21 protein-coding genes are annotated in these 21,398 nt (G+C 60.5%); 10 read left to right on the top strand and 11 right to left on the bottom strand.

Annotated elements, in window-relative coordinates; translation table 11 throughout:
• Window positions 1–46 precede the first annotated feature (46 nt).
• A complete protein-coding gene (locus KSS96_RS20625; RefSeq protein ID WP_065878084.1) occupies window positions 47–856 on the bottom strand; it encodes a UDP-2,3-diacylglucosamine diphosphatase in 810 nt (269 codons plus the stop codon).
• Between the two features lie 191 nt (window positions 857–1,047).
• Here KSS96_RS20625 and KSS96_RS20630 point away from each other — a divergent pair, with 191 nt between their 5' ends.
• Window positions 1,048–1,932 (top strand): DMT family transporter, encoded by an 885-nt coding sequence (locus KSS96_RS20630; RefSeq protein WP_017527596.1) that lies wholly within the window; start codon window positions 1,048–1,050, stop codon window positions 1,930–1,932.
• Window positions 1,933–2,063: 131 nt separating this feature from the next.
• Window positions 2,064–2,345, top strand: a complete 282-nt coding sequence (locus KSS96_RS20635) for a hypothetical protein (protein WP_017527595.1) — start codon at window positions 2,064–2,066, stop codon at window positions 2,343–2,345.
• 41 nt (window positions 2,346–2,386) lie between these two features.
• On the opposite strand, the gene KSS96_RS20640 is transcribed toward KSS96_RS20635, so the two are convergent.
• Window positions 2,387–2,674 (bottom strand): Rdx family protein, encoded by a 288-nt coding sequence (locus tag KSS96_RS20640; RefSeq protein ID WP_017527594.1) that lies wholly within the window; start codon window positions 2,672–2,674, stop codon window positions 2,387–2,389.
• A gap of 83 nt (window positions 2,675–2,757) precedes the next feature.
• On the opposite strand from KSS96_RS20640, the gene KSS96_RS20645 reads away from it, so the two are divergent.
• The gene (locus tag KSS96_RS20645) at window positions 2,758–4,947 is read left to right on the top strand and encodes a patatin-like phospholipase family protein (RefSeq protein WP_017527593.1); all 2,190 of its coding nucleotides are present in this window, start codon (window positions 2,758–2,760) and stop codon (window positions 4,945–4,947) included.
• A gap of 109 nt (window positions 4,948–5,056) precedes the next feature.
• Here KSS96_RS20645 and KSS96_RS20650 read toward each other — a convergent pair whose 3' ends face one another.
• Window positions 5,057–5,491 carry a MarR family transcriptional regulator gene (locus KSS96_RS20650; RefSeq protein ID WP_017527592.1) on the bottom strand — a complete coding sequence of 145 codons (435 nt, stop codon included), beginning with the start codon at window positions 5,489–5,491 and terminating at the stop codon, window positions 5,057–5,059.
• Between the two features lie 121 nt (window positions 5,492–5,612).
• Window positions 5,613–7,739: a DNA helicase RecQ gene (recQ, locus tag KSS96_RS20655; RefSeq protein ID WP_017527591.1), complete on the bottom strand. Its 2,127-nt coding sequence runs from the start codon at window positions 7,737–7,739 to the stop codon at window positions 5,613–5,615.
• Between the two features lie 277 nt (window positions 7,740–8,016).
• Between recQ and KSS96_RS20660 the strand changes: the two genes are divergently transcribed.
• From KSS96_RS20660 to KSS96_RS20670, 3 genes are all read left to right on the top strand, one after another.
• Window positions 8,017–8,604, top strand: a complete 588-nt coding sequence (locus KSS96_RS20660; RefSeq protein ID WP_065878086.1) for a UPF0149 family protein — start codon at window positions 8,017–8,019, stop codon at window positions 8,602–8,604.
• 20 nt (window positions 8,605–8,624) lie between these two features.
• Window positions 8,625–9,008, top strand: a complete 384-nt coding sequence (locus KSS96_RS20665; RefSeq protein WP_026067239.1) for a YbaN family protein — start codon at window positions 8,625–8,627, stop codon at window positions 9,006–9,008.
• A gap of 114 nt (window positions 9,009–9,122) precedes the next feature.
• On the top strand, window positions 9,123–12,593 hold the full coding sequence (locus KSS96_RS20670; protein WP_017527588.1) for a hybrid sensor histidine kinase/response regulator: 3,471 nt from the start codon (window positions 9,123–9,125) through the stop codon (window positions 12,591–12,593).
• 110 nt (window positions 12,594–12,703) lie between these two features.
• Here the strand turns inward: KSS96_RS20670 and KSS96_RS20675 are convergent, their stop codons facing one another.
• On the bottom strand, window positions 12,704–14,068 hold the full coding sequence (locus KSS96_RS20675) for a DNA recombination protein RmuC (RefSeq protein WP_175404203.1): 1,365 nt from the start codon (window positions 14,066–14,068) through the stop codon (window positions 12,704–12,706).
• Window positions 14,069–14,243: 175 nt separating this feature from the next.
• Window positions 14,244–14,567, bottom strand: coding sequence for an SEL1-like repeat protein (locus KSS96_RS20680; protein WP_065878088.1), 324 nt, complete (start codon window positions 14,565–14,567; stop codon window positions 14,244–14,246).
• A gap of 457 nt (window positions 14,568–15,024) precedes the next feature.
• Between KSS96_RS20680 and KSS96_RS20685 the strand changes: the two genes are divergently transcribed.
• The 4 genes from KSS96_RS20685 (at window position 15,025) to KSS96_RS20700 (ending at window position 18,186) form a co-directional block, all read left to right on the top strand.
• The gene (locus tag KSS96_RS20685) at window positions 15,025–15,330 is read left to right on the top strand and encodes a hypothetical protein (RefSeq protein ID WP_017527585.1); all 306 of its coding nucleotides are present in this window, start codon (window positions 15,025–15,027) and stop codon (window positions 15,328–15,330) included.
• Between the two features lie 441 nt (window positions 15,331–15,771).
• The gene (locus KSS96_RS20690; protein WP_007898912.1) at window positions 15,772–15,996 is read left to right on the top strand and encodes a hypothetical protein; all 225 of its coding nucleotides are present in this window, start codon (window positions 15,772–15,774) and stop codon (window positions 15,994–15,996) included.
• Window positions 15,997–16,276: 280 nt separating this feature from the next.
• Window positions 16,277–16,759, top strand: coding sequence for a hypothetical protein (locus tag KSS96_RS20695; RefSeq protein ID WP_065878090.1), 483 nt, complete (start codon window positions 16,277–16,279; stop codon window positions 16,757–16,759).
• A 146-nt stretch (window positions 16,760–16,905) separates the two neighbouring features.
• Window positions 16,906–18,186 (top strand): OmpP1/FadL family transporter, encoded by a 1,281-nt coding sequence (locus KSS96_RS20700; RefSeq protein WP_065878092.1) that lies wholly within the window; start codon window positions 16,906–16,908, stop codon window positions 18,184–18,186.
• Window positions 18,187–18,251: 65 nt separating this feature from the next.
• Here KSS96_RS20700 and KSS96_RS20705 read toward each other — a convergent pair whose 3' ends face one another.
• From KSS96_RS20705 to KSS96_RS20720, 5 genes are all read right to left on the bottom strand, one after another.
• Window positions 18,252–18,803 carry a glutathione peroxidase gene (locus tag KSS96_RS20705; RefSeq protein ID WP_017527582.1) on the bottom strand — a complete coding sequence of 184 codons (552 nt, stop codon included), beginning with the start codon at window positions 18,801–18,803 and terminating at the stop codon, window positions 18,252–18,254.
• A 35-nt stretch (window positions 18,804–18,838) separates the two neighbouring features.
• A complete protein-coding gene (locus KSS96_RS28120) occupies window positions 18,839–18,961 on the bottom strand; it encodes a hypothetical protein (RefSeq protein ID WP_017527581.1) in 123 nt (40 codons plus the stop codon).
• Entirely contained in the window at window positions 18,958–20,157 is a 1,200-nt protein-coding gene (locus KSS96_RS20710; protein WP_177412882.1) for an MFS transporter, read from the bottom strand. The genes KSS96_RS28120 and KSS96_RS20710 overlap by 4 nt, the downstream gene beginning before the upstream one ends.
• Window positions 20,158–20,220: 63 nt before the next feature.
• Window positions 20,221–20,625, bottom strand: a complete 405-nt coding sequence (locus KSS96_RS20715) for a MarR family winged helix-turn-helix transcriptional regulator (RefSeq protein ID WP_017527579.1) — start codon at window positions 20,623–20,625, stop codon at window positions 20,221–20,223.
• 42 nt (window positions 20,626–20,667) lie between these two features.
• Window positions 20,668–21,396: an adenosylcobinamide-GDP ribazoletransferase gene (locus KSS96_RS20720; RefSeq protein ID WP_135196177.1), complete on the bottom strand. Its 729-nt coding sequence runs from the start codon at window positions 21,394–21,396 to the stop codon at window positions 20,668–20,670.
• Between the last annotated feature and the right edge of the window lie 2 nt (window positions 21,397–21,398).

Here is a 21,398-nt window from a genome sequence, read left to right on the forward strand (position 1 = left end):
TGAGGGAGGGGTTTTCCACCTCCCTCATTTGGACTGTGGTTGGCCTTCAGCTTGCGACCATCTCAGCCTTGAGCAGTGCCTCTCTGGCCTGCGCATCCGCCAGCCGATACAACTCGATATGCCCATCCCAGTGCTCGATCAGCGCCGTGCACGACTCCACCCAATCCCCACAGTTGAGGTAGTCCACCTCGCCCACTTTGCGGATCTCCGCATGGTGGATATGCCCGCACACCACGCCATGCAATTCGCGCTTGGTCACTTCGTGGGCGATGGCTTCTTCGAAATCGCTGATAAAACTCACGGCGGTTTTGACCTTGTGCTTCAAATACGCCGAGAGTGACCAATAGCCATAGCCGTACCGTGCGCGCCAATGGTTCAGCCAGCGGTTCAAGGTGAGGGTGAACTCGTAGGCCGAGTCGCCGAGAAACGCCAGCCAACGGTGATAACGGGTGATCACATCGAACTGATCGCCATGGATCACCAACAGATGACGGCCATCGGCAGTCACGTGCACCGCCTCATCGACCAATTGGATATTGCCCAGGATCAACTTGGAATAGCGGCGCAGGAACTCGTCATGGTTACCGGTGACGTAGATCACCTCGGTGCCGCGCTTGGCCATGGTCAGCAGGCGGCGGATGACGTTGGTGTGCGCTTGTGGCCAATACATGCCCCCGCGCATTTTCCAGCCGTCGATGATGTCACCCACCAAGTACACTTTGTCGGCGTGGTAGCCCTTGAGGAACTGCGACAAGTGTTCGGCCTGGCAATCCCGGGTGCCCAGGTGCACATCGGAAATCCACAAGGTACGTACGCGCTGTTTACGGCTGGGCTGGGTGAGCTCGGCACTGGTCATGGGCATCCCTCGACGCTGTTTTGGCGAGCTTGCGCCCTGGCGATTAATAGCCCATGACAGCTGTGCGTCAGTCTGATGACAGCGACGAGCCTGTTCGCCCGGGTTTGGCCAAACGCGCTGCAACCCACAGACATCGGCATGACCAACCCATTAGACTGCGAGGCTGTTAGCTCGTCTGCTCAAGGATCGCAATGACTCCCCGCTCAGCCCTCGGCGCCCTGCATATCGGCGCATTGATGTTTGGCCTCACCGGCGTCTTCGGCAAGCTGGCGGCCGCCTCGCCGTCGATCATCGTATTTGGGCGCGCCCTGTTTGCCGTGCTGGCGCTGGCGGTATTCGCCCGATTTGCCAGCAACACCGCGTGGAAAACCCTGGAGCGGCGCGATTGGCGCCGCCTGTTGGTCAGCGGCGTGTTGCTGGCGGCACATTGGGTGACGTTCTTCATCGCGGTCAAGGTGGCCGGTGTGGCCGTCGCCACGCTGGGGTTCACGGCGTTCCCGGCGTTTACCGTGATCCTTGAGGGGCTGATTTTCCGCGAACGCATCCGCGCCAATGAAATCGTGCTGGTGGTACTGGTGAGCGTTGGGCTGGTGCTGGTCACCCCGGACTTCAACCTGGCCAGCGAAGCCACCGGTGGCTTGCTGTGGGGCATCGCCTCGGGGCTGCTGTTCTCCCTGCTTTCGCTGAACAATCGCGCCAGCTCCGGGCGTATACCGGCGGTGCAGGCGGCGTTGTGCCAGAACGTGGTGGTCGCGGTATGCCTGCTGCCCGTGGCCGCGCCGGGCCTGATGCAAGTAAGCGCGCTGGACTGGTTGTGGATCGGCCTGCTCGGCGTGTTCTGCACTGGCCTGGCCCACAGCCTGTTTGTGGCCAGCCTCGCGGTGATCAAGGCCCGTACCGCCTCGGTGGTGTTTGCCATGGAACCGGTCTACGGCATCACGGCGGCCTGGCTGTTGTTCGCCGAAACGCCGACGCTGCGCATGCTGCTGGGCGGCGTGCTGATCATCGTCGCCATCGTGCTTTCGGGGCTGCTGGGCAGCGCCAGCCAGGCTAAACAACCGGCTGCAACGGCCTGATCTATACTTTAAACATCCGCAACAGTCTGTAGTCGTTCAACGGATAAAGACCGCTCGACGACAGCCACGGCGTTTTCTGAAGTTGCTGCACGTGGGTGGTCATCCCTCAACGCGATGCAGGAGCTTTAACCATGGAAATGCTCATCAGCTTGCTGGTTCAGGTGATCAGCGGCGCCGTCGGCGGTAACCTCGCCGGCATGACCAAACAAAGCCTGGGCACCGGGCTCAATACCACTCTCGGTGGCGTCGGCGGCCTGATCCTGGGCCAGGTTGTTTCGGCGCTGACCGGCACCTCCGGTGGCGAAGCACTGGATGTGGCGGCGGTCGGCAGCAATATTGTCGGCGGTGGCGTCGGCGGCCTGGTGCTCACCTGGGTGGTAGGCTTGATCAAAAGCAAGATGGCCGAGAAATAACGGCGCACCACCGGGTCACCGCCCAACAGCGGCGGTGACTTTTACTGCGTACGGTCGTTGTGCCCCAGGTCGCGCTGCGGGTCGATCCGATCGCGCACGCGCTGCTTGAGCACCTTGGCTTCGGGGAAACCACCGTCCGCCTTGCGCTCCCAGATCTGCACGCCATCACAGGTGATGCGGAACGCCCCACCGCTGGCAGGCTCCAGCGACACCTTGGCCAGGTCATCGCTGAAAGTGCTCAACAGCTCCTGGGCCAGCCAGGCCGCACGCAACAGCCACTGACACTGGGTGCAATAGGTGATGACGATCTCGGGTTTGCTCGCGGACATAATTCAGAAATTCCTGGCGTAACGAGGGATGAGGGTCAGGCGGCTATAATAGCGGCCTTTATCGCCCAGCCTCGAGATTCACGATGCGCCGCCTGTTGCCCTACCTGTTTCTGTGCCTCATCCCTCTGTTTGCCGATGCCGTCGAAGCCCCACGCCCTAAAATCGGCCTGGTGCTGTCTGGTGGCGCCGCCCGTGGGCTGGCGCATATCGGTGTGCTCAAGGCGCTGGAGGAACAAGGTATCCACATCGACGCCATCGCCGGCACCAGCATGGGCGCGGTGATCGGCGGGCTGTACGCCTCGGGCTACAAGATCGATGAGCTGGAAAAACTCGCGCTGAGTATCGACTGGCAGCAGGCCTTGTCCGATGCGCCGCCGCGCGAAGACGTGCCGTTTCGGCGCAAGCAGGACGACCGTGATTTCCTGGTCAAGCAAAAGCTGAGCTTTCGTGATGACGGCAGCCTCGGCCTGCCGCTCGGAGTGATCCAGGGCCAGAACCTGGCGCTGCTGCTGGAAAGCATGTTCGCCCACAGCAGCAACACGCGTAATTTCGACAAGCTGCCGATCCCCTTCCGCGCCGTGGCCACCGATATCACCACCGGCGAAAAGGTGGTGTTCAGCAAGGGCCACCTGCCCCAGGTAATCCGCGCCAGCATGTCGATCCCGGCGGTGTTCGCCCCGGTGGAGCTGGACGGCCGCCTGCTGGTGGATGGCGGCATGACCGACAACATCCCCCTGGATGTGGCACGGGAGATGGGGGTCGATATCGCCATCGTCGTCGATATCGGCACCCCGCTGCGCTCGCGCAAACAACTGGCAACGGTGGTGGACGTGCTCAACCAGTCCATTACCCTGATGACCCGGCGCAATTCCGAAGAGCAGCTCAAGGCGCTGAACCCCAAGGACGTGCTGATCCAGCCGCCCCTGGCCGCCTATGGCGTGACCGACTTCGGCCGCGCCAAAGACATGATCGACGCCGGCTACCGTGCCACCCGCGCCCTGGACTTGCGCCTGGCCCACTTGCGCCCCGCCGAACCCATCGACCCCACACTGGTGGCCGCGCGTACACCGGGCGAACGCACCCCGGTGATCACTGCAATCAAGCTGGAGAACGACTCGAAAGTCAGCGACGACGTGATCCGCTACTACATCCGTCAACCGCTGGGTGAACCGCTGAACCTCGGCCGTTTGCAAACCGACATGGGCACCCTGTATGGCCTGGACTACTTCGATCAGGTGCAATACCGCGTCGTGAAAAAAGGCCAGGACAATACGCTGGTCATCAGCGCACGCGGCAAACGCAGCGGCACCGATTACCTGCGCCTGGGCTTGAACCTGTCGGACGACATGCGCGGCGACAGCGCCTTCAACCTCGGCGCCAGCTACCGCATCAATGGCATCAACCGCCTCGGCGCCGAATGGCTGACGCGCGTGCAGATCGGTGATCGGCAAGAACTGTACAGCGAGTTCTACCAACCGATGGACGCCGGTTCACGCTACTTTATCGCGCCCTATCTCAGCGCCCAGGCGCAGAACGTCGAGTTGATCCTGGACAACGACCCCATCTCCGAATACCGCCTGGAACGCTATGGTTTCGGTTTGAACGTGGGGCGCCAGATCGGCAACAGCGGCGAGATCCGCTTCGGCGTCGGCGAGGCCTGGGGCAAAGCCGATGTGCGCATTGGCGACCGCGACCTACCGAGTTTGAGCTTCAACGAGGGTTTCTATGAGTTGAAGTATTCCTTCGACTCCCTGGACAACGTGTACTTCCCGCACACCGGCGAGGACATTGGCCTGGCCTTCCGTGAGTTCGAGCCCGGCCTGGGCTCGGACCAGCGTTACCGGCAGTGGGAATTCAAGCTCGACAAAGCCATGAGCCACGGCCCGGACACGTTGGTGCTGGGCGGTCGCTACGGGCGCACCCTGGATGATTCGGACGTGGTGATTTCCAGCTTCCTGCTGGGCGGTGCGCGGCAATTGTCGGGCTTTCGCCAGGATGCGATTTCAGGGCAGAACATCAGCCTGATGCGCGCGGTGTACTACCGCCGGCTGACGCCGCGTTCGTACCTGCCGCTGGATTTCCCGCTGTACCTCGGCGCGTCGCTGGAACGCGGTCGGGCGTGGAACAACGACAATGAATTCGATAGCGGTTATATCAACGCCGCGAGTATTTTCCTGGGGTTTGATACACCGCTGGGGCCGCTGAATTTCAGCTATGGCTTCAATGATGATAATCAGAAGGCGGTGTACCTGAACCTCGGGCAGACGTTCTAGAGCCCTACGCAAATCAAATGTGTGGGGGGGGTGGTGATGAGCGGGACTTAATGAGGTGAGCGGGCCCGCTCACCACAACAAGTCCGGCCGGCATACATCAGCGTTCAGGTCAGGACTTTTCCAGATTCGCCAGGATGTGCCCATGCACGCGCATGCACACGCGCAGATCCGCCTCGTCCACGCCCACAAAGAGCTCGTGGCGCAAAGCGGTGGCAATGGTTTCAATCTGCTCGATCAACGGCCGGGCGGTGTCACACAGCAGGATGCGTTTGGCGCGACGGTCTTCCACCACGGCCTGGCGTTGCACCAGGCCTTGGCCTTCGAGGCTGTCGAGCAAACGGGCCAGGGTCGGCCCTTCTACACCGACGCTTTGCGCCAGCTCACGCTGTGTCGGTGCTTCTTCGAAACGGGCCAGGTGCAACAGCACCAGCCAGCGCGCCTGGGACAAACCCAGCCCCGCCAAACGGCGGTCCAGCTCAGCGCGCCAACCTCGGGACATTTGCGCCAGCTGCATGCCAAAACGGTGTTGATCGGTTAACGGCATAAAAAACTCATGATTTAGACTAAAAACAAATTGTGGCTAATTATTAGTCAGCTAAGCATGCGCCATGCCCGTAGGCAAGAGTCGCTATGTACTGATTCGTTACATTGTCGTAATTGGCACACTAAATTTCGAATTCAGACTGCAAAGCGGCCCGCACGCAGTACAACACACCGTCTGGAACGCGCCCTGAAAACAGCGGCGCGATCTCGGCCACCGGTGGCAGTTCGCCCTCGCCATCAAGAAACGCGTCCTGGATCTCGCCGAGCAAATCTTCCGGCAAATCAAGCGCCTGCTCCAGCGACAGCTGTTGTTTGCCGATGGCTTCGGCCAGCAAGGTGTAGACGTTCTTTTCCGAGCATTGCAACTGGCCGGCGATCTGGATCGGCGTCATGCCGGCACGTGCCAGGCTGATCAGCTCGTGGCGAATATCCGCGATTTCCTTCGGCGCTTCGGCCTGGCCGCCGAGCACTTCGAGGAACGCCTGGCCGTAGCGCTCAAGCTTGCGCGCCCCCACACCACTGACCCGCCCCATTTGCGCCATCGTGGTCGGCTGCTCGCGCAGCATCTCCAGCAAGGTGGAGTCGGGGAAAATAACGTAAGGCGGCACGCTGTGTTCCTGCGCCAGTTTGCGTCGAAGGGTACGCAGGGCTTCCCACTGTTCGCGTTCCTCCAAGCGCACCAACTGGCTGGCCTGGCTGGTGCTGCTCTTGGCCGTGGTCTGCGGCTTGAGGTCGCGGCGCAGCTCCAGGCTCACCTCGCCCTTGAGCAGCGGCCGGCAACTGTCGTTCAGGCGCAGGCCGCCATAGCCCTCAATGTCGATGTCCACCAGGCCGCGCGCGACCATCTGCCGGAACAGCGAACGCCACTCACCTTCGGCGCGGGCCTTGCCGACCCCATAGACCGACAGCTTTTCGTGACCGAAGCTGCGCACCTTTTCGTTGTCCTTGCCCAGCAGTACATCCACCAGATGCCCCACGCCATAACGCTGGCCGGTGCGATAGATCGTGGACAAGGCCTGACGCGCAGGCTCAGTGGCGTCCCAGGTCTGCACGCCGTCCATGCAGTTATCGCAGTGGCCACACGGCTGTGGCATGTCTTCGTCGAAGTACGCCAGCAAGGTCTGGCGCCGGCAGCGGGTCTCTTCACACAGGGAGAGCATGGCGTCGAGCTTGTGCTGCTCCAGTCGCTTGTGGCGTTCGTCGCCTTCGGAGTTCTGCAACATCTGCTTGAGCATCACCACGTCTTGCAGGCCGTAGACCATCCAGGCATCCGCCGGCAGGCCATCACGGCCGGCACGACCGGTTTCCTGGTAGTACGCCTCAAGGGACTTGGGAAGGTCCATATGAGCCACGAAACGTACGTTGGATTTGTCGATACCCATGCCGAACGCGATGGTGGCCACCATGATCAGGCCTTCCTCGTTAAGGAAGCGCTTCTGGTGCGCAGAGCGCGTTTCATTCGGCAACCCTGCGTGGTACGGCAGTGCCGGGTAGCCCTGCTCGCAGAGGAACGCGGCCACTTCGTCGACCTTCTTGCGCGACAGGCAATAAACGATGCCCGCATCGCTGCGCCGTTCGGAGAGGAACGCCAGCAACTGCTTGCGCGGCTGCTCCTTGGGCACAATGCGGTAGAAGATATTCGGACGGTCGAAGCTCGACAGGAAACGCTCGGCATTCTGCAGGTGCAGGCGCTCGACGATTTCTTCGCGGGTGCGCTTGTCGGCAGTGGCGGTCAGGGCGATACGCGGCACATCGGGGAACAGTTCGGCCAACTGACCCAGTTGCAGGTATTCGCGACGGAAATCGTGGCCCCACTGCGAGACGCAGTGCGCTTCATCGATGGCGAACAAGGCGATTTCCAGGCTTTGCAAAAAGGCCAGCATGCGCGGCTGCACCAGGCGCTCAGGGGCCAGGTACAGCATTTTCACTTCGCCACGCTTGATGCGCGCAGCCAGATCGCGCTGCTGCTCGGCGCTGAGGGTGGAGTTCAAGGACGCAGCCGCGACGCCGAGTTCTTCCAGGGTAGCGACCTGATCGTCCATCAACGCGATCAACGGCGACACCACCACGGCCAACCCATTGCGCAGCAAGGCCGGCACCTGGAAGCACAAGGATTTGCCGCCGCCGGTAGGCATCAATACCAGGGCGTCTCCACCACTGGCCACGCGCTCAATGATCGCACCCTGGCGGCCACGAAAACTGTCGTAGCCGAAGATGTCCTTGAGGACGCGTTGAGCCTGCTCGAGCATGTAAAACTCCAAAAATAGTCCCGAAAACCCTCTGTACAGGCTGGCCGAAAAAATACGGCTTTACGGGAAATAATCCGTAAGCGAAGTTTTCGCGGACTGGCGCCTAACCTGTAAGGGCATCACAAAACGCGGCAGTATACCCGAGCGTCATCCACCGAAGGGCACCACTGACGAATTGCAGCCCGTCTCTAAAACCTGGCAAATCTGCATGGCGACTGGCTTGGGCGCGCAAGAACGCCTAGAATTCAGCATCGTTTATTCCCAAGGTAGTCCTTCAATGTCCTTCGCTGAGCAACTAACCCGCCTGCAAGCCTTCCTCGACGCCGATGAGCTGCATGACGAGGCGCTGGACTATGTGGCCGCCCACGGCTACCTGACCGCCCTGTCGATCTGCGCCGAAGAAGTGCCTGATCGTGAATGGATCGACGCACTGTTCGCCGAAGAGCCGCATTACGCCAACGACGCCCAGCGCGAAGAAATCGAAGCCACCCTGCTCGCCCTCAAGGCCCACATCGGTCGTCAACTGGCCTCCGACGAGGAGTTCGAGCTGCCATGCGAGCTGGACCTGGGTGAAGACCCGGATGACTCCGACCTGCGCGGCTGGTGCATCGGTTTCATGGAAGGCGTGTTCCTGCGCGAAGCCGCCTGGTTCGAAACCGCCGAGGAAGAAGTCAGCGAAATGCTCCTGCCGATCATGGTCGGTTCGGGCCTGTTCGACGACCAGCCGGAATTCGCCGACATCGCCAGCGATGCCAACCTGATGGACGACATGATCGTCCAGATCCCGGAAGCCCTGACCGCGCTGTACCTGCTGTGCAACGCGCCTGACGAAAAACCGGCGATCCTCAAGCCTCGTCACCACTGAGTCGCTTGCCCGTGACACCCATGGGCAACCGCTCGCTGCTCCTGCGTTACGCACTGCTGGCCATCGGCTGGTTGAGCGTTGCGCTGGGAGTGATCGGCATTTTCCTCCCGGTGCTGCCGACGACGCCCTTCCTCCTGCTCGCTGCCGCCTGCTTTGCTCGAAGCTCACCGCGCTTCTACCAGTGGCTGGTCGAACACCCACGCCTGGGCCCCTGGATCCGTGACTATTTGGAGGGCAACGGCATCCCGCTCAAGGGCAAGGTCTACGCCATCGGCCTGATGTGGCTGAGTATCGGCCTCTCCTGCTACCTGGTGCCGCTGCCGTGGGCACGTGGGTTCATGCTGACCAGTGCCGTGCTGGTGACTGTCTACATCCTGCGCCAGAAAACCCTGCCGCCTCGATAGGCCGCGACATCACGTCGCGCTCAGACCATGGTCGACACTGACTAACCCCAAGCATCATGCGAGACTGTCCAACCGGGCCTGGAATGCCCGGGCGTTCTTGTGCTCGGAGTTACCATGACGCTGTCCAGCGGGCTGATTGCCGCCGTTGCCCTGGCCTATATGGCCATTATGTTTGCCATCGCCTTCTACGGTGACCGTCGCCACGCGCCCTTGCCGCCGCGTGTGCGCGCCTGGGTGTACAGCCTGTCGCTGGCGGTTTACTGCACCAGTTGGACTTTCTTCGGCGCTGTAGGCCAGGCCGCCGAACAGTTGTGGGCGTTCTTACCGATATACCTGGGGCCGGTGCTGCTGCTGGTGTTAGCGCCCTGGGTTCTGCAGAAGATGATCCTGATCAGCAAGCAGGAAAACATCACCTCAATCGCCGACTTTATCGCCGCGCGCTACGGTAAATCCCAAGCCCTGGCGGTCGTGGTCGCACTGATCTGCCTCGTCGGCGTATTGCCTTATATCGCCCTGCAACTCAAAGGCATCGTGCTGGGGGTGAACCTGCTGATTGGCGCGGGTGCCGACACCACCGGCACCCGCGCCCAGGACACGGCATTGATCGTGTCGCTGGTGCTGGCGTTGTTCACCATTGTGTTTGGTACGCGCAACCTCGACGCCACCGAACACCACCGTGGCATGGTGTTGGCGATTGCATTTGAATCTCTGGTCAAGCTGCTGGCTTTTCTTGCCGTCGGCGCGTTTGTGACCTACGGCCTGTACGACGGTTTCGGCGACCTGTTCAGCCAGGCGATGCTTGCGCCACGGCTGGAAGAGTACTGGAAAGAAACCATCAACTGGCCGTCGATGGTGGTACAGACCGGCGTGGCGATGATGGCGATCATTTGCCTGCCGCGCCAGTTCCACGTGACGGTGGTGGAGAACATCGACCCTCAGGATCTGCGCCTGGCCAAATGGGTCTTCCCTGCCTACCTGATCCTCGCCGCGCTGTTTGTGGTACCCATCGCCCTCGGCGGCAAAATGATGTTACCCACGTCGGTATTGCCGGACTCCTACGTGATCAGCCTGCCCATGGCCGAAGCTCACCCGGCACTCGCCGTGCTGGCCTTTATCGGCGGCGCCTCGGCAGCCACGGGCATGGTGATTGTGGCCAGCATCGCCTTATCGACCATGGTCTCCAACGACATGCTGCTGCCATGGCTGTTGCGCCGCTCCAGCGCCGAGCGGCCATTCGAAGTGTTCCGCCACTGGATGCTCTCGGTACGCCGGGTCAGCATCGTGATCATTCTGTTGCTGGCGTATGTCAGCTACCGCTTGCTGGGGTCTACCGCGAGCCTGGCCACCATCGGCCAGATCGCGTTTGCCGCCGTGACGCAGCTCGCCCCCGCCATGCTCGGCGCGCTGTACTGGAAGCAGGCTAACCGACGGGGCGTGTTTGCCGGGTTGGCGGCAGGTACGTTCCTGTGGTTCTACACGTTGGTCCTACCGGTAACGGCGAAAAGCCTGGGTTGGTCACTCAGCCTTTTCCCTGGCCTGACGTGGATGCATTCCCACCCGCTCGGCTTGTCGGTGACCTCTCTTACACTGGGCACGGTGTTTTCCCTGGCGGGGAATTTCACCTTATTTGTGTGGGTGTCGATGTTGTCGCGCACGCGGGTGTCCGAACACTGGCAAGCCGGGCGTTTCATCGGCCAGGAAATCAGCCAGCGTGCCAGCGCCCGCTCGATGTTGTCGGTACAGATCAGCGACCTGCTCAGCCTGGCGGCGCGCTTTGTCGGTGAAGAACGCGCCCAACAGAGCTTTATCCGCTTCGCTTACCGCCAGGGCAAAGGCTTCAACCCCAACCAGAATGCCGACAACGACTGGATTGCTCACACCGAGCGCCTGCTGGCCGGTGTACTCGGCGCTTCTTCGACACGCGCCGTAGTAAAAGCTGCGATTGAAGGGCGGGAAATGCAGCTGGAGGACGTGGTACGCATTGCCGACGAAGCGTCTGAAGTGCTGCAATTCAACCGCGCGCTGTTACAAGGCGCCATCGAGAACATCACCCAGGGCATCAGCGTGGTGGACCAGTCCCTCAAGCTGGTGGCCTGGAACCGGCGCTACCTGGAGCTGTTCAATTACCCGGACGGTTTGATCAGCGTGGGCCGACCGATTGCCGATATCATCCGCTACAACGCCGAGCGCGGCCTGTGTGGCCCCGGCGAGGCCGAAGTGCATGTGGCGCGACGCCTGCACTGGATGCGCCAGGGCCGCGCGCATACCTCTGAGCGCTTGTTCCCCAATGGGCGAGTGATCGAGCTGATCGGCAACCCAATGCCGGGCGGCGGTTTTGTCATGAGTTTCACCGACATCACCGCGTTCCGCGAAGCCGAACAGGCCCTCACCGAGGCCAACGAAGGCCTTGAACAACGGGTGACCGAGCGTACCCATGAACTGTCGCAGCTCAATGTGGCGCTGACCGATGCCAAAGGCGTGGCCGAATCCGCCAGCCAGTCGAAGACACGCTTCCTCGCGGCCGTCAGCCATGACTTGATGCAGCCGTTGAACGCCGCACGCCTATTCTCCGCCGCCCTCTCCCACCAGAACGACGGGCTGTCCAGCGAAGCCCGGCAACTGGTGCAGCACCTGGACAGTTCGCTGCGCTCCGCCGAAGACCTGATCAGTGACTTGCTGGATATCTCACGACTGGAAAACGGCAAGATCAACCCGCAACGTCAGCCCTTTGTCCTCAACGAGCTGTTCGATACCCTGGGTGCCGAATTCAAGGCACTCGCCCACGAACAAGGCCTGCGCTTTCGCTTGCGCGGCAGCCGTTTGCGCGTCGACAGTGACATCAAGCTGCTACGGCGGATTTTGCAGAATTTCCTGACCAACGCCTTCCGCTATGCCGACGGCCCGGTGCTGCTTGGCGTACGTCGACGCAAGGGCGAACTGTGCCTGGAAGTCTGGGATCGTGGCCCCGGTATTCCGCAGGACAAACAGAAGGTGATCTTCGAAGAGTTCAAGCGCCTGGACAGCCATCAGACTCGCGCTGAAAAAGGCCTGGGCCTGGGCCTGGCGATTGCCGATGGCCTATGTCGCGTGCTGGGCCATCGCCTCAGCGTGCGCTCATGGCCGGGCCAAGGCAGCGTGTTCAGCGTGCGCGTGCCATTGGCGCGCAACCAAACCGCTGCACCGGTCAAGGCCCCGCAGGAAAATGGCCTGCCACTGAGCGGCGCGCAAGTACTGTGCGTGGATAACGAGGAGAGCATCCTGATCGGCATGCGCAGTTTGCTGACACGCTGGGGTTGCGAAGTGTGGACCGCCACCGACCAGGCGCAGTGCGCGGCGTTGCTGGCAGAGGGTGTGCGGCCACAACTGGCGCTGGTGGATTACCACCTGGACCACGGCGAGACCGGCACCGAATTGATGGGCTGGCTGCGCGCGCAATTGGCGGAGCCGATTCCCGGCGTGGTCATCAGTGCCGACGGCCGCCCCGAGATGGTCGCCGAAGTGCATGCAGCGGGGCTGGACTACCTGGCCAAACCGGTGAAGCCGGCGGCGTTGCGTGCGTTGATCAGCCGGCACTTACCGCTGTAGGCAAGCAGATCAACCTGTGGGAGCGGCTTGCTCCGCCAGCGGGATGCCAGTCAATAAATACCGACTGGCACTGCGCTATCGGGAGCAAGCCCCCACATTTAGCACTGCGTTTACTCGGGAAGGTGCGCCACGCCGTCTGAGTCGGTCATGGCCCGTTCCAGCAAATCCGCCGACAGGCTTTTACTCGCGCGGGCGCCGAGCAATTTTAATTGCTCGGTGCGGCTGACCAGATTTCCACGTCCATCCGTCAGCTTGTTTCTCGCAGCGCTGTAAGCCTTGTCCAACTGCAGCAGACGGTTGCCCACCTCATCCAGGTCTTCGATAAACAGCACAAACTTGTCATACAGCCAGCCGGCGCGCTCGGCGATTTCACGGGCGTTCTGGCTTTGGCGTTCCTGCTTCCACAGGCTGTCGATCACCCGCAAGGTGGCCAGCAAGGTGGTGGGGCTGACGATCACGATGTGGCGGTCGAAGGCTTCCTGAAACAGGTTCGGCTCAGCCTGCAACGCGGCGGAAAACGCCGCTTCGATCGGCACGAACAACAACACGAAATCCAGGCTGTGCAAGCCTTCCAGGCGCTTGTAGTCCTTGCCGGCCAAACCTTTGACGTGATTACGCAATGACAGCACATGCTGTTTCAACGCCGCCTGGCCGATCAGTTCATCATCGGCGGCGACGTATTGTTGATAGGCCGTCAGGCTGACCTTGGAATCCACCACCACCTGCTTGTCGCCGGGCAACATGATCAGCACATCCGGTTGGAAGCGCTCACCATCCGGCCCCTTGAGGCTGACCTGGGTCTGGTACTCGCGACCCTTCTCAAGACCTGCATGTTCCAGCACCCGCTCTAGGATCAGTTCACCCCAGTTGCCCTGGGTTTTCTGGCCCTTGAGCGCGCGGGTCAGGTTGGTGGCTTCATCCGACAGACGCAGGTTCAATTGCTGTAGGCGCTCAAGCTCCTTGGCCAGGGAAAAACGCTCGCGCGCTTCGTTCTGGTAGCTCTCTTCCACGCGTTTTTCGAAGGACTGAATGCGCTCCTTCAGCGGGTCGAGCAACTGCCCGAGGCGTTCCTGGCTGGTTTGCGCAAAGCGCTGTTCACGCTCATCGAAGATCTTGCCGGCCAGCTCGGCGAACTGTGCACGCAGTTCATCCCGCGAACCTTGCAGGTCATTGAGGCGCTGTTGCTGGCTTTCCTGTTGCTCGCGCAGTTCGGCGCGCAGGGCGGCCGACAACGCATCGAGGCGCCGCAATTCGGTTTCCTTGGCGCTGCGGTCGAGGCTCCAGGCGTGGGCGGCGTCGCGTGCGTTGTCGCGGTCGATGTGGAGCAACTCGACTTCGCGGCGCAGCGCGGCCAGGTCGGCTTGCTTGGCGGCATTGGCGTGGCTCAGGTCGCTGATTTCATCGCGGCTGGCATCCAACTGCGCAGCGAGGCCTTCCTGGGCCAATTGCGCCGTGGCCAGGCGTTCTTCCAGCAATTCCCAGCCGGTGGTGCGCGCAGTCAGCCGCCGTTGAAGCTGCCAGCACACCGCCAATAAAGGCACTGCGGCACCCGCCAGGCCCAAGGCAATACTGGTCCAGTCAAAAGCCATAGCCATCTCTGCCATCACCGAAAAAGAGCAAGGTTAACCAAGCATAGAGCGGGAGGACAGCTCAGTCTTCGACCTGACCCAGTTCACGTTGGGCGCGGCGGTCACCGGCGCGCGCAGCTGAACGCAGCAGCTCATGGCCAATGCGGCGGTCGCGCGCGTTGCCGCACTCACGGCACATCAATTGGCCCAGGCGGCTTTGCGCGGCGACTACGCCTTCACGGGCCGACTGCTTGAGCAAGCGCCCGGCAAAGTGCTTGACGTTGGTGCTGTGGCCCAGGCGCGGGCTGTCGAGCAACCACAGGGCGACTTTCAAGGAGAAGCGCCTGGGTGCGGTAACAGCTTGCGGGGCGTCGGTAACAGAAGGTGATACTGAGCGAAACTTCATAAAGCACTGTGGGACAGAACGGAAGGCGCGCAACTCTACTCTTTTTTTCGTACAGGTAAAGCTGAAAAAACCGTGCACGCCCGTCCTAGAGCAAGCGCTTGGGACAATCCACAGAAGCTGTGGATAACTCAGTGGACAACCTCCCTCTAACTCGCGCAAACGCCCATGGAGCGGGCCTCGCAGTCAAACTGACGATTTTTTCACCAATTAAAAAAAGCCAGATTTTTCATTGACTTAAATTTCCATTACAGGCAAATGGCGACCCTGCCTTACCCTTGACAGCCTGGCTACACACGCCGCAACTAATGTGCACAAGTACCCACCCGATGGTTATATCACCGGCTTTTTTTGGAGCTGCCAGCCTCAAAAATGTTACCGGCAGGACATAACAGGCACTTTTCAAACCCTCAAAGGCTCGCCACACTGCCCGACCGACAGCGCAACGGTGGGAGGCGCGATGAAAGGAATTCTGATATTCGCCGGGTTATTGCTGGTGATTTGCGCCACTTCCCTGGGGATCAACGCCGCACTGCCGTCGCCGGACGGGGCCTTGTTTGCCATTGCAATCTTGCTGTCGGCCGCTTTCACAGCCGTGAGCCTGTGTATCGAACTGGGTGAAGGCCGCATCAATGACATGGGCGATGTGATGAAGGTGGTCGAGACCGGCCAATCCCTGCGCCTGACCCTGGCCGCTTACGCACTGGGCTGTTCACTAGCCGCGGCCGTCACGGTGCTGGTCTATCGCGGCGTGTTGGGGGGCTGATTGAAGTTTTTTGGTCAGTGCGCTTCCTTTCCCTGTATCAATCCGTTACTATCCGCGGCGTTAGTACCAAGCTGAAAGTCAATTCTGGTCGAATAACTCCCCTGAACAACACGGGATCGACCACCTCGATGGTTTCCAGGTATCACTTGCGACGACACTGCCTTTGAATAAGCAAAGGGTGGCGCGAAGTTTTCATACTCTGACCGAACCAACCTGCAAATTGATCAGGATCTTCACCTCGGGCCCAGAACCTTTGCCCCTGTTGTGATGCCTGCCCTCCTAAGTACCTACCTGCCAGCCCAAGCGCGCCCATTAACAGCGCTTTAAACTGGCTGCTTTGTTCCAGTCGGGTTCTTCGTTTGATCAATGGTGATCAACGTTACTGGAACGTTTTAACGTTGCACGGTTCTTATCCGTGTCATTTGTAGGAACACCAATAATATGTCCACTCAAATCCATACTCAGGATGCCATTCGCACCCTCACCAATGCTTTTGCCCCGATGAACTGCCTGATCATGGCCGCTCGCAAAGGCTGCTTCAGTTTTACCCTGGTCAACGAACACGGTATCGCTCGTCACAGCGAACGCCTGTACCCCGATCAATACTCCAGCGCAGAACCGCTGCAGGCCGTGATCGAGCGTACCCGTCAGGCACTGGTTGCCTGATCGACCCGAGTTGCTGAAACCCAAAAAACCCTGTTTAAAACACAGGGTTTTTTATTGCCTGATATTTACGTATTGAGCTTTTGCACTAAGTTCAAATAGATATAAACGTTATAACTGAATAACGAAGATGTTTTAAAAACAGTCCTTTACATCATGAATATGACACTACACTTCAACTCAAGCGGCGTGATCCGCTTCCGGCGAGCCTGAGATCCGATTCACTGCTGCCAAGCCCCCCCCTCTCAGGCCTCGCCAACCACTTTCACGGATTGAGGTATGTATGGGTATCGCAGCCAGTGAATTGTGTTGTTATGTGATCCGACCGACATTGTCGTACCTCGGCCGGCAGAGCCCGACGGCCGAGGCTCTGCTGCTGGGCATTGCGGCCAGCCAGTCGGAACTGGGCTCGGCACTGCACGACCGGCGCGGCCACGGCCTGTACAGCATCACCGAACCCCGGCATCGCGCCTTGTGGGACACCTACCTGGCGCTCGATCCAGAACGTGCCAGCCTGGTGCGCGGGCTGGCCAGTCAACATGCCTTTCTCAGCGCCCCCCAGTTGGAACTCACGGTAAACCTGCGTTACGCCACGGCCATCGCCTGGCTCCTGGTGGAACAACACAGCCCCGCCCTGCCACCACCCGGTGATGTTTTAGCCATGGCGCGTATCTGGAAAGAAATATTTCATCCGCAAGGAAGGCTGCGTGATTTCAGCCAAACCTGGAAAACCTGTGTTTCACCCTTGAATCACGTGGTTTGCTGACCGGGCAATTTGCAAGATTCGCCAAAAACGCTGAATTTTGGTCGGATTGTCCTACAAAACCGCTCTATCTCCTACATTACAGCCTATAGCGCGATGTTAATTTTATTGTTACTTTCCGCAGCGGTGATCACCCCGGAGTTCTAATAATGAAAAAAGTAATGCTCAAGACCACACTTAGCCTCGCCGTTGCCATGGCATCCTCCCAACTGTTCGCGAGCGGTTTCGCACTGAACGAACAGAGCGTCAGCGGGATGGGTACGGGTTTCGCAGGTCGCTCTTCTTCTGCCGATGATGCAAGCACTGTCTACGGTAACCCTGCCGGTATGGCCCGCCTCAATGGCCAGCAGATTACCGGTGGTGTCGCGGCGATTGACGCCTCCACCAATATCAGCGATACCAGCGGCCGTTCGCGTGGCAGCAACAAAGGCGACATGGTGCCTTTCACTGCGGTTCCTTTCGGTTTCTACACCAATAAACTCAATGATCAGTGGGCTGTCGGCTTCGGCGTCTATGCGCCGTTCGGCCTGGTGACCGATTACGAAAAAAACTTCCAGGGCCGCAGTTTCGGCAGCAACAGCGAAGTTAAAGTCATGACTTTTCAACCGACCGTCAGCTACGCCTTCAATGATCGCGTTTCCGTTGGTTTTGGCCCGACCATCAACCGCATCTCCGGCACGCTGGAATCGGATCTGTCGTTCAACCAAGCGTTACCCGACACCAATATCAAGATCAAGGGCGACGACACGGCGCTCGGCTTCAACGTCGGCGTACTGGTGCAAGCCACCGACACCACTCGCGTGGGCCTGACCTATCACTCCAAGGTCAGCTACAAGCTGGACGGTCACACCGAAGTCAGCGCGCCCGCTGCAACGTCCGGCCTCTTGCGCAGCAACCGTTATGACGCGTCTCTGAAAATCGACACGCCTGAGTCCTATGACCTTTCGGTGACTCAAGACCTGACCGACGCCTGGAAACTCTACGCAGGCGCCACCTGGACCCGCTGGAGCCGCCTGAAAGACATCACCGTCAAGAACGAAGGTGTCGTTGGCGGTGCCAGCGGCGGCGCGCTCGCGCCTAGTCTGGTCGGCACCATCAAGGAAGATCAGAACTGGCACGATACCTGGGCTTACGCCGTGGGTACTTCGTACCAGTTGACCAAACAGGTCGTGCTGCGTACCGGCCTGACATTCGACCAGTCGCCAACCAACAACACTGATCGTTCGCCACGCATTCCTACCGGCGACCGCACCATCTTCAGCCTGGGCCTGGGCTACGAGGTCATGCCGAACATGACCATCGACGTCGCCTACTCCTACCTGAAGGAAGAAGACGTCAAGGTCACGCGCTCCAACCAACTGGCCAGCTACAACGCCAAGTATGAAAACAGCGCCAACGGCTTCGGCCTGGGCATGACCTACCGCTTCTGATTCACAGTGGTGTAAAAAAGCCCCGCTCTCCTGCAAAGGAGGCGGGGCTTTTTAGTCGGGGTTGCTCAGGGTTTGGAGGCGATGGCCTTCTCCACCGCCTCGATCAGCTCCGGGCTGTCCGGCTTGGTCAGGCTGGAGAAATCGGCGACCACCTTGCCCTGACGGTCCACCACGTACTTGTAGAAATTCCACTTCGGCGCATTGCTCTGCTGCGCCAGCACCTTGAACAGGTGTACCGCGTCCGGCCCCTTGACCTTCTGCGGCTCGGTCATGGTGAAGGTCACGCCATAATTCACGTAGCAGACCTTGGCGGTTTCCTCGCCCGTCTTGGCTTCCTGCTTGAAGTCATCGGACGGCACGCCGATCACTTCCAGCCCTTGGTCCTTGTAGCGCTGATACAAGGCTTCGAGGCCTTTGAACTGCGGCGCGAACCCACAAAAGCTTGCGGTGTTGACGATGACCAGTGGCTTGCCGGCAAAGCGCTGGCACAGGTCGATGGACTCCTTGGCGCGCAGCTTGGGCAATTGGCCCTCAAGCAAGGAAGGGCACTCGGCGGCCAACGCCACGCCGCCAAAGGTCGCCATCAGCACAGGTACAGCCAGCCAGCGCATCTGCATGTCAAAAAGTCCTTTAAAGAATCCGGACATCGAACTTAACAGATCGACATACCCAGTTGCATCAATGCCAGCCCACCCCGCTGCCAGCCCCACCATGCCAACACCAGCAGCAGCGCTATCGCGCCAACCCCGCCGAACAGGTACCCCATCGAATTCATGCTGCCTCCATCTGTGCCTGCAATCGCGCGACCGGCCGCTCACGCACCGGCCAATTCAGGGCCGCAGCGAGCAGGCTAAGCAGGATCGCCATTTGCCAGATCAAATCGTAGTTGCCGGTTCGATCATAGACCACTCCGCCTAACCAACCGCCCAGGAATGAACCCAGTTGATGGAACAGGAACACGATCCCACCGAGCATGGACAGGTTTCGCACACCAAACAGCGTGGCGACCGTGCCGTTGGTCAGCGGCACCGTGGACAGCCACAGAAAGCCCATGGCCATGCCGAACAGATAAGCGCTGATTTCGGTGACCGGCGCCCACAGGAACAACACGATCACCACCGCGCGCAACAGGTACAAACCCGTCAACAAGCGTGGTTTGGACATGCGCCCACCGAGCCAGCCGGCGGTGTAGGTACCGAAGATGTTGAACAGGCCGATCAGCGCCAATACGGTCGTGCCGACGGTGGCCGGCAAGTGTTGGTCCACCAGGTATGCCGGCAGATGCACGCCGATAAACACCACCTGGAAACCGCAGACGAAAAAGCCAAAGGCCAGCAGCCAGAACCCGGAGTGCGAGCAGGCTTCCTTCAAAGCCTCGCGCAGGGTTTGCTGGCCGGCCAGCACCGGCAGCGGCCGGTCCTTGAGCATTGTCACCAGCGGCAGGATCAGCGCCACCATCAAGCCCAGCGCCAGCAGCGCGGCCGACCACCCCAACCAACTGATCAAGCCCAACGTGCCCGGCACCATGGCGAATTGGCCAAAAGAACCGGCGGCGCTGGCAATGCCCATGGCCATGCTGCGTTTTTCCGGCGCCACCGCGCGGCCGACCACCCCCAGAATCACCGAGAACGAGGTGCCGGACAGGCCAATGCCGATGAGCAGGCCCGCACTCAACGACAACGTCCAGGCCGAATCGGACATGCCCATCAGCACCAGGCCGGCGGCGTACAACACCCCACCGACAAAGACGGCCTTGGTGGCGCCGAAACGGTCGGCCAACGCACCGGTAAATGGCTGCGCCAGACCCCAGATCAGGTTCTGCAAGGCGATGGCGAAGGCAAAGGTCTCACGGCCCCAGCCGAATTCGCTGCTCATCGGCGCCAGAAACAGGCCGAAACCATGCCGCACGCCCAAAGACAGCGCCAGGATCAGCGCACTCCCCACAAGGATCCAACCGCTGGTGCGCCACATCGAGGTCATTTCTTATTCTCCGCTCACGGGTATATACCCGCTTGTGTTCGAACAAACCCGCGCTCAGGCGAGTTCATCCAGCAAGGCCAACAAGGTTTCGCGTTTTTGCGCGCCGAGTCGATCGATCAATTTCTGTTGTGCCGCTTCCCAGGCCGGCAAGGCGTCGGCCAGGCGCTGCGCACCCGCTTCGGTGAGCAACACCAGGCGGTTGCGCAGGTCATTGCCCTCGACCAATTGCACCAAGCCTTCGCATTCCAGCACCCGCAGGTTTCGCCCCAGGGTGCTGCGATCCAGGCCCATGGCCTCGGCCAGGCTGGAAATGCTCGGTTGATCGAGGCGCTGCAGATTACACAGCAAGGAATACTGGGCGACGTTGATCCCGAAGCCGTCGAGAGCGCCGTCATAGTGCCTGCTGACGCCACGGGCGGCACGTCGCAGGTTGGTGCATAAACATTGGGAGGCAAGCATGGAACGTGTATATACCCGCGATTAAGGGAATGCAAGAAAGTGTTACAGCGCCAGGCCGACCACTACCGCGACCTCAAGCAACTCCAGCAAGGCCCCAGCGGTGTCGCCCGTGGTGCCGCCGAGACGCTTGATCATCAATTGGCGCAGCCCCATAAAGCACAGCGTGGCGAGCAACACGGCCACCCCGCCGTTGAAACCGCCGATGAGGACGCACGCCAGGCCGCTGAGAACCAGCACCTGCTGGCCGACGGTCCTGGGTAAATGATCCGACAGTGCCTGACCCAATCCGCCTGCCCGCACATAGCGCGTGGTGAGGAACAACGCCAGCATCGAGGCCCGCCCGATCAGCGGCGCCAGGATCAATGCCGCACCGTTGTGCTGTTCGATCAAGGCCACCAACGCGGTGAATTTGAGCAGCAGCACCAAACTCAGCGTGACCACGGCAATCGGCCCGCTGCGTGGGTCTTTCATGATGGTAAGGGTGCGTTCGCGGTCGCCGAAGCCACCCAGCCAGGCATCGGCGCTGTCCGCCAGGCCATCCAGGTGCAGGCCGCCGCTGAGCAACACCCAGGCGGTCAACAGCAGCGCGGCATGCAGCAACAGCGGCGCGCCCAGCAGGGCCGCATTCAAACTCCACAGCAGCAACCCGAACAGCAACCCGACCAACGGATAAAACAGCAATGAACGCCCCAATTCCAGGGGCTGCGGCATCCCCGGCAGGCGAATCGGCAAACTGCTGAGAAATTGCAGAGCGATCCAGAACGGCAGCATCG

Source organism: Pseudomonas asgharzadehiana (assembly GCF_019139815.1).
GTDB classification, from domain to species: Bacteria; Pseudomonadota; Gammaproteobacteria; order Pseudomonadales; family Pseudomonadaceae; genus Aquipseudomonas; species Aquipseudomonas asgharzadehiana.

Bases quoted from the DNA above. Each gene is read 5' to 3' on its own strand.
- KSS96_RS20715 (WP_017527579.1), bottom strand. From the start codon at position 20,625: ATGCTTGCCTCCCAATGTTTATGCACCAACCTGCGACGTGCCGCCCGT.
- KSS96_RS20710 (WP_177412882.1), bottom strand. From the start codon at position 20,157: ATGTGGCGCACCAGCGGTTGGATCCTTGTGGGGAGTGCGCTGATCCTG.
- KSS96_RS20720 (WP_135196177.1), bottom strand. From the start codon at position 21,396: ATGCTGCCGTTCTGGATCGCTCTGCAATTTCTCAGCAGTTTGCCGATT.
- KSS96_RS20650 (WP_017527592.1), bottom strand. From the start codon at position 5,491: ATGCCGTTAACCGATCAACACCGTTTTGGCATGCAGCTGGCGCAAATG.
- KSS96_RS28120 (WP_017527581.1), bottom strand. From the start codon at position 18,961: ATGAATTCGATGGGGTACCTGTTCGGCGGGGTTGGCGCGATAGCGCTG.
- KSS96_RS20635 (WP_017527595.1), top strand. From the start codon at position 2,064: ATGGAAATGCTCATCAGCTTGCTGGTTCAGGTGATCAGCGGCGCCGTC.
- recQ (WP_017527591.1), bottom strand. From the start codon at position 7,739: ATGCTCGAGCAGGCTCAACGCGTCCTCAAGGACATCTTCGGCTACGAC.
- KSS96_RS20690 (WP_007898912.1), top strand. From the start codon at position 15,772: ATGTCCACTCAAATCCATACTCAGGATGCCATTCGCACCCTCACCAAT.
- KSS96_RS20660 (WP_065878086.1), top strand. From the start codon at position 8,017: ATGTCCTTCGCTGAGCAACTAACCCGCCTGCAAGCCTTCCTCGACGCC.
- KSS96_RS20630 (WP_017527596.1), top strand. From the start codon at position 1,048: ATGACTCCCCGCTCAGCCCTCGGCGCCCTGCATATCGGCGCATTGATG.
- KSS96_RS20705 (WP_017527582.1), bottom strand. From the start codon at position 18,803: ATGCAGATGCGCTGGCTGGCTGTACCTGTGCTGATGGCGACCTTTGGC.
- KSS96_RS20645 (WP_017527593.1), top strand. From the start codon at position 2,758: ATGCGCCGCCTGTTGCCCTACCTGTTTCTGTGCCTCATCCCTCTGTTT.
- KSS96_RS20680 (WP_065878088.1), bottom strand. From the start codon at position 14,567: ATGAAGTTTCGCTCAGTATCACCTTCTGTTACCGACGCCCCGCAAGCT.
- KSS96_RS20640 (WP_017527594.1), bottom strand. From the start codon at position 2,674: ATGTCCGCGAGCAAACCCGAGATCGTCATCACCTATTGCACCCAGTGT.
- KSS96_RS20685 (WP_017527585.1), top strand. From the start codon at position 15,025: ATGAAAGGAATTCTGATATTCGCCGGGTTATTGCTGGTGATTTGCGCC.
- KSS96_RS20665 (WP_026067239.1), top strand. From the start codon at position 8,625: ATGGGCAACCGCTCGCTGCTCCTGCGTTACGCACTGCTGGCCATCGGC.
- KSS96_RS20670 (WP_017527588.1), top strand. From the start codon at position 9,123: ATGACGCTGTCCAGCGGGCTGATTGCCGCCGTTGCCCTGGCCTATATG.
- KSS96_RS20700 (WP_065878092.1), top strand. From the start codon at position 16,906: ATGAAAAAAGTAATGCTCAAGACCACACTTAGCCTCGCCGTTGCCATG.
- KSS96_RS20695 (WP_065878090.1), top strand. From the start codon at position 16,277: ATGGGTATCGCAGCCAGTGAATTGTGTTGTTATGTGATCCGACCGACA.
- KSS96_RS20625 (WP_065878084.1), bottom strand. From the start codon at position 856: ATGACCAGTGCCGAGCTCACCCAGCCCAGCCGTAAACAGCGCGTACGT.